At 65.9% G+C, this 6000-nt stretch carries 9 protein-coding genes; all 9 read left to right on the top strand.

What is annotated here, in order from left to right; translation table 11 throughout:
* Positions 1–97 precede the first annotated feature (97 nt).
* Positions 98–1411: a preprotein translocase subunit SecY gene (secY, locus tag B085_RS0112410; protein WP_018558886.1), complete on the top strand. Its 1314-nt coding sequence runs from the start codon at positions 98–100 to the stop codon at positions 1409–1411.
* A complete protein-coding gene (locus B085_RS0112415; protein WP_018558887.1) occupies positions 1411–2085 on the top strand; it encodes an adenylate kinase in 675 nt (224 codons plus the stop codon). The genes secY and B085_RS0112415 overlap by 1 nt, the downstream gene beginning before the upstream one ends.
* Before the next feature lie 92 nt (positions 2086–2177).
* Positions 2178–3014 carry a type I methionyl aminopeptidase gene (gene map / locus B085_RS0112420; RefSeq protein ID WP_018558888.1) on the top strand — a complete coding sequence of 279 codons (837 nt, stop codon included), beginning with the start codon at positions 2178–2180 and terminating at the stop codon, positions 3012–3014.
* A 153-nt stretch (positions 3015–3167) separates the two neighbouring features.
* A complete protein-coding gene (gene infA, locus B085_RS0112425; RefSeq protein ID WP_003956442.1) occupies positions 3168–3389 on the top strand; it encodes a translation initiation factor IF-1 in 222 nt (73 codons plus the stop codon).
* A 28-nt stretch (positions 3390–3417) separates the two neighbouring features.
* Positions 3418–3531, top strand: a complete 114-nt coding sequence (gene rpmJ / locus B085_RS0112430) for a 50S ribosomal protein L36 (RefSeq protein WP_003956441.1) — start codon at positions 3418–3420, stop codon at positions 3529–3531.
* A 188-nt stretch (positions 3532–3719) separates the two neighbouring features.
* Positions 3720–4100, top strand: coding sequence for a 30S ribosomal protein S13 (gene rpsM / locus B085_RS0112435; protein WP_018558889.1), 381 nt, complete (start codon positions 3720–3722; stop codon positions 4098–4100).
* A 67-nt stretch (positions 4101–4167) separates the two neighbouring features.
* The gene (gene rpsK / locus B085_RS0112440) at positions 4168–4572 is read left to right on the top strand and encodes a 30S ribosomal protein S11 (RefSeq protein ID WP_018558890.1); all 405 of its coding nucleotides are present in this window, start codon (positions 4168–4170) and stop codon (positions 4570–4572) included.
* Between the two features lie 36 nt (positions 4573–4608).
* Positions 4609–5235 carry a 30S ribosomal protein S4 gene (rpsD, locus tag B085_RS0112445; protein ID WP_018558891.1) on the top strand — a complete coding sequence of 209 codons (627 nt, stop codon included), beginning with the start codon at positions 4609–4611 and terminating at the stop codon, positions 5233–5235.
* Between the two features lie 106 nt (positions 5236–5341).
* A partial coding sequence (locus B085_RS0112450) for a DNA-directed RNA polymerase subunit alpha (protein ID WP_018558892.1) occupies positions 5342–6000 on the top strand: 659 nt, incomplete at its 3' end.

Here is a 6000-nt window from a genome sequence, read left to right on the forward strand (position 1 = left end):
ACGCGGGTCAGGCAGCCCCATCGTTTTGCAGTTCCACCATTCGTAGCTTTCAACACCGTCACCTCCCGCCCAAGAAGCGGGGGGCGCAGGAGGCACCGTGCTCACCGCGTTCGCCCGGGCGTTCAAGACGCCCGACCTGCGCAAGAAGCTGCTGTTCACGCTGGCCATCATGGTGCTGTTCCGGCTGGGAGCCCACATCCCGATCCCGGGTGTCGACTACCAGGTGGTCAACTCCTGCATCAAGGCGGTCGGGGGGAACCAGGGCCTCTTCGGCCTGGTGAACCTCTTCAGCGGCGGCGCGCTTCTGCAGCTCACGATCTTCGCGCTCGGCATCATGCCGTACATCACCGCGAGCATCATCCTGCAGCTGCTCACCGTGGTCATCCCGCGCCTGGAAGCCCTCAAGAAGGAGGGCCAGGCCGGCCAGACGAAGATCACGCAGTACACGCGTTATCTCACCGTGGCGCTCGCGGTCCTGCAGGGCACCGGTCTGGTGGCCACCGCCCGGTCCGGCAGCCTCTTCCAGCAGTGTCCCGACCGCTTCAACATCGTCCCCGACCAGTCGATCTTCACCACGATCACGATGGTCATCACGATGACGGCGGGCACCGCCCTCATCATGTGGCTGGGCGAGCTGATCACCGACCGCGGCATCGGCAACGGCATGTCGATCCTGATGTTCCTGTCGATCGCGGCCGGCTTCCCCGGTGCCCTCTGGGCGATCAAGAAGTCCGGGAACATCGCGGACGGCTGGGTCGAGTTCGGGGCCGTCATCCTGGTGGGTCTGGCGATGGTCGCCCTCGTCGTCTTCGTCGAGCAGGCGCAGCGCCGTATCCCCGTGCAGTACGCGAAGCGCATGATCGGGCGTCGTTCGTACGGTGGAACCTCCACCTACATCCCGCTCAAGGTGAACCAGGCGGGTGTGATTCCCGTCATCTTCGCGTCATCGCTCCTGTACATCCCGTCACTGGTCGTCCAGTTCAGTGGATCTACCTCTACCTGGGCAAACTGGGTCAGGGACAACCTGGTCAAGGGCGACCACCCGATCTACATCACCGCGTATTTCCTGCTGATTGTCTTCTTTGCCTTCTTCTACGTGGCCATCTCCTTCAACCCCGAAGAAGTCGCGGACAACATGAAGAAGTATGGTGGGTTCATCCCGGGCATCCGGGCTGGTCGTCCCACCGCGGAGTACCTCAGCTACGTGCTCAACCGCATCACGTGGCCGGGCGCGATGTATCTGGGTCTGATCGCCCTGGTGCCCACAGTGGCGCTGGTGCTGTTCAACGCGAACCAGAACTTCCCGTTCGGCGGGACGAGCATCCTCATCATCGTGGGTGTCGGCCTGGAGACCGTGAAGCAGATCGAGAGCCAGCTTCAGCAGCGTAACTACGAAGGGTTCCTCCGCTGATGCGCATCGTCCTCGTCGGGCCTCCCGGGGCCGGCAAGGGTACGCAGGCCGCGTACCTTGCCAGGAACTTGTCGATCCCGCACATCTCCACGGGCGACCTCTTCCGGGCGAACATCAGCCAGGGCACGGAGCTGGGCCTCAAGGCCCGGGAGTACACCGATGCCGGCCGGCTGGTCCCCGACGAGATCACCATCGGCATGGCCAAGGACCGCATGCTGCAGCCGGACGCCGAGAACGGCTTCCTGCTCGACGGCTTCCCGCGGAACGTGGGCCAGGCCCAGGCGCTCGACAAGATCCTCGCCGAGGCCGGGATAGCGCTGGACGCGGTCCTGGACCTGGAGGTCCCCGAGGAGGAGGTCGTCAAGCGGATCGCCGGTCGCCGGCTGTGCCGCAAGGACGGCGGCCACGTCTTCCACGAGGCCTACCGGCCTCCGGCGGTCGAGGGCGTGTGCGACGAGTGCGGTGGTGAGCTGTACCAGCGGTCGGACGACACCGAGGAGAAGGTGCGGGTCCGGCTGGAGGAGTACCACAGCAAGACCGAGCCGATCATCGACTACTACAAGCAGCAGGGCCTGGTGCGCACCATCTCGGCCCTGGGCAAGGTCGCCGAGGTGACCAAGCGGGCGATGGACGCGCTGCACGAGAAGAAGGACGCGGGCGGCAGCGCCGCCTGAACACATGCGTGACCGTTGCGGCCGCGGTGTCCTCCAGGACCCCGCGGCCGTACCGTTGAGGTATCCGGTGGGACGAAGGAAGGCCAGGACCGATGGTGGAGATCAAGACCCCCGAGCAGATCGCGAAGATGCGCGCGGCGGGCCTGGTCGTCGCGGCGATCCACGAGGCCACCCGTGAGGCGGCCGTCCCCGGGGCCACCACCAAGGATCTGGACGACGTGGCCCGCAAGGTGCTCGCCGACCACGGTGCGAAGCCGAACTTCCTGGGCTACGGCGGCTTCCCCGCCACGATCTGCACCTCCGTGAACGACGTCGTCGTCCACGGCATCCCGGACACCGCGACCGTCCTCAAGGACGGCGACGTCATCTCGATCGACTGCGGCGCCATCGTCGACGGCTGGCACGGCGACGCGGCCTACACCGCCTTCGTGGGCAGCGGTCACGCTCCGGAGCTCGTCGAGCTCAGCCGGGTGACCGAGGAGTCCATGTGGGCGGGCATCGCCGCCTTCCGCAAGGGCGACCGGCTGGTCGACATCTCCCGTGCCATCGAGACGTACATCCGCCGGCAGCCGAAGCCCGGCGGCGGCAAGTACGGGATCATCGAGGAGTACGGCGGCCACGGCATCGGCTCGCAGATGCACATGGACCCCCATCTGCTGAACTACGTCTCGCGCAAGCGGGGCAAGGGCCCGCGCCTGGTGCCCGGCATGTGCCTGGCCATCGAGCCGATGGTCAGCCTCGGCACTCCGCTCACCCACGTCCTCGAGGACGAGTGGACGGTCAAGACCGACGACGGCACCTGGTCCTCCCACTGGGAGCACTCCGTCGCGCTCACCGAGGAGGGCCCGCTGGTCCTGACCGCCCGCGACGGCGGCAAGGCCAAGCTGGCGGAGTACGGGATCACGGCCGCGCCGGACCCGCTCGCCTGAGCGCCCCCTCCGTCCCGCTTATCGATCATCTTTCGCGGGCATACACCCCGGATTCGTCTTTCAGGAACGGCTGACGTAGACTGTCACGTCGGCCCAGGCATGCCTTCAGGCATGCCAAAAGCCGATCAAGGTAGCCGATCCCGAAAGCAGGACATGGCCAAGAAGCAAGGCGCCATCGAAATCGAGGGCACCGTGATCGAGTCTCTGCCGAACGCTATGTTCAAGGTGGAGCTCCAGAACGGTCACAAGGTCCTCGCGCACATCAGTGGCAAGATGCGCATGCACTACATCCGCATCCTTCCCGATGACCGAGTCGTTGTGGAGCTGTCGCCCTACGACCTCACGCGCGGACGGATCGTCTACCGCTACAAGTAGATCTCACGACCCGGAGAACCTGAATTCCATGAAGGTCAAGCCGAGCGTCAAGAAGATCTGTGACAAGTGCAAGGTGATCCGCCGTCACGGCCGGGTCATGGTCATCTGCGACAACCTGCGCCACAAGCAGCGCCAGGGCTGACGTACGCCGACCTGCACCTCGCAGTTCTTCGCGCCACGCGAGCAACACATGTACATACGCAGCACCCGTCCGGCCGGAGCACTCCGGCTGACGGCACCTCCGGCGGGGGCCGGAGACCTGATCCGTACCTCGTACGGCGGTCGGGAACGGTGCTGCGGAAGACCCCCGGACACCACAGGAGCCATTGAATGGCACGCGTTTCAGGTGTCGACATCCCGCGCGAGAAGCGTGTGGAGGTCGCCCTCACCTACGTCTTCGGCATCGGCCGCACCCTTGCCCAGCAGACCCTCGCCGCCACCGGCGTGAACCCGAACACCCGGGTCCGCGACCTGGACGAAGAGGACCTGGTCAAGATCCGCGAGTACGTGGACGCCAACATCAAGACCGAGGGTGACCTCCGTCGCGAGATCCAGGCGGACATCCGTCGCAAGGTCGAGATCGGCTGCTACCAGGGCCTGCGCCACCGTCGTGGGCTGCCGGTCCACGGCCAGCGGACCCACACCAACGCGCGCACCCGCAAGGGCCCGCGTCGCGCCATCGCCGGCAAGAAGAAGCCGGGCAAGAAGTAGTCCTCAGCGGACGCTCGTCAGCGGTCTTCGCTGTAGGACCGACCACCTCCACCGGGAGTAACCACATATGCCTCCGAAGGGCCGTCAGGCCGGCGCCAAGAAGGTGCGCCGCAAGGAGAAGAAGAACGTCGCTCATGGGCACGCCCACATCAAGAGCACGTTCAACAACACCATCGTTTCGATCACGGACCCGTCCGGCAACGTGATCTCCTGGGCCTCCGCCGGCCACGTCGGCTTCAAGGGCTCGCGCAAGTCGACTCCGTTCGCCGCGCAGATGGCCGCCGAGTCGGCCGCGCGTCGCGCGCAGGAGCACGGCATGCGCAAGGTCGATGTGTTCGTCAAGGGCCCCGGCTCCGGCCGTGAGACCGCGATCCGCTCCCTCCAGGCCACCGGCCTCGAGGTCGGCTCGATCCAGGACGTCACTCCGACCCCGCACAACGGATGCCGCCCGCCGAAGCGCCGGCGCGTCTGATCAGCAATCCGCTGAGCAGGTAGGAGACAAACAGGAATGGCGCGTTACACCGGGGCCGACTGCAAGCGTTGCCGTCGGGAGAAGCAGAAGCTCTTCCTCAAGGGGAGCAAGTGCGAGAGCGCAAAGTGCCCGATCGAGATCCGTCCTTACCCCCCGGGTGAGCACGGACGCGGGCGCACCAAGGACAGCGAGTACCTCCTGCAGATGCGCGAGAAGCAGAAGTGCGCGCGCATCTACGGTGTCCTTGAGAAGCAGTTCCGCGGGTACTACGTGGAGGCGAACCGCAGGTCCGGCAAGACCGGTGAGAACCTGCTCCGCATCCTCGAGTCCCGGCTGGACAACGTGGTCTACCGGGCGGGCTTCGCCAAGTCGCGTGATCATGCGCGGCAGCTGGTCCGTCACGGCCACTTCCTCGTGAACGGCGTCAAGACCGACATCCCGTCGGCCCGTGTCGTCGCGAACGACATCGTCGAGGTCCGCGAGTCCTCCCGTAACCTGACCCCCTTCCAGGTGGCTCAGGGGGAGGCCGGCGAGAGGACCGTCCCGGCCTGGCTGGAGGCGATCCCCTCACGTCTGCGGATCCTCGTGCACAACCTGCCCGAGCGCCCGGTGATCGACACCCAGGTGCAGGAGCAGCTGATCGTCGAGCTCTACTCGAAGTAGCAGGGCTCACGGTCCCGGGCGGTGCGGCGCAGTGTGTGCCGCACCGCCCGTACCCTTGAAGCCTCGGCATCAAATAGTGGGTGCCGAAGACTGGAGGCATTACCTCATGCTGATCGCTCAGCGCCCTTCGTTGACCGAAGAGGTCGTCGACGAGTTCCGCTCCCGGTTCGTGATCGAGCCGCTGGAGCCGGGCTTCGGATACACCCTCGGCAACTCGCTCCGCCGCACACTTCTGTCCTCGATTCCGGGTGCCGCTGTCACCTCGGTCCGGATCGACGGCGTCCTGCACGAGTTCACGACCGTGCCGGGTGTCAAGGAGGACGTCACCGATCTCATCCTGAACATCAAGTCCCTGGTCGTCTCCTCGGAGCACGACGAGCCGGTCGTGATGTACCTGCGCAAGCAGGGTCCGGGTGTGGTCACCGCCGCCGACATCGCGCCGCCGGCGGGTGTCGAGGTGCACAATCCCGATCTGGTGCTGGCCACTCTGAACGGCAAGGGCAAGCTGGAGATGGAGCTGACCGTCGAGCGCGGTCGCGGCTACGTCTCGGCCGTGCAGAACAAGCAGCAGGGCCAGGAGATCGGCCGTATTCCGGTCGACTCGATCTACAGCCCGGTGCTCAAGGTCAGCTACAAGGTCGAGGCGACCCGTGTCGAGCAGCGCACCGACTTCGACAAGCTGGTGGTCGATGTCGAGACCAAGCCCGCGATGCGTCCGCGTGACGCGGTGGCCTCGGCCGGCAAGACCCTGGTCGAGCTGTTCGG

Origin of the sequence: Streptomyces sp. BoleA5, assembly GCF_000373665.1 — a bacterium.
GTDB lineage: Bacteria > Actinomycetota > Actinomycetes > Streptomycetales > Streptomycetaceae > Actinacidiphila.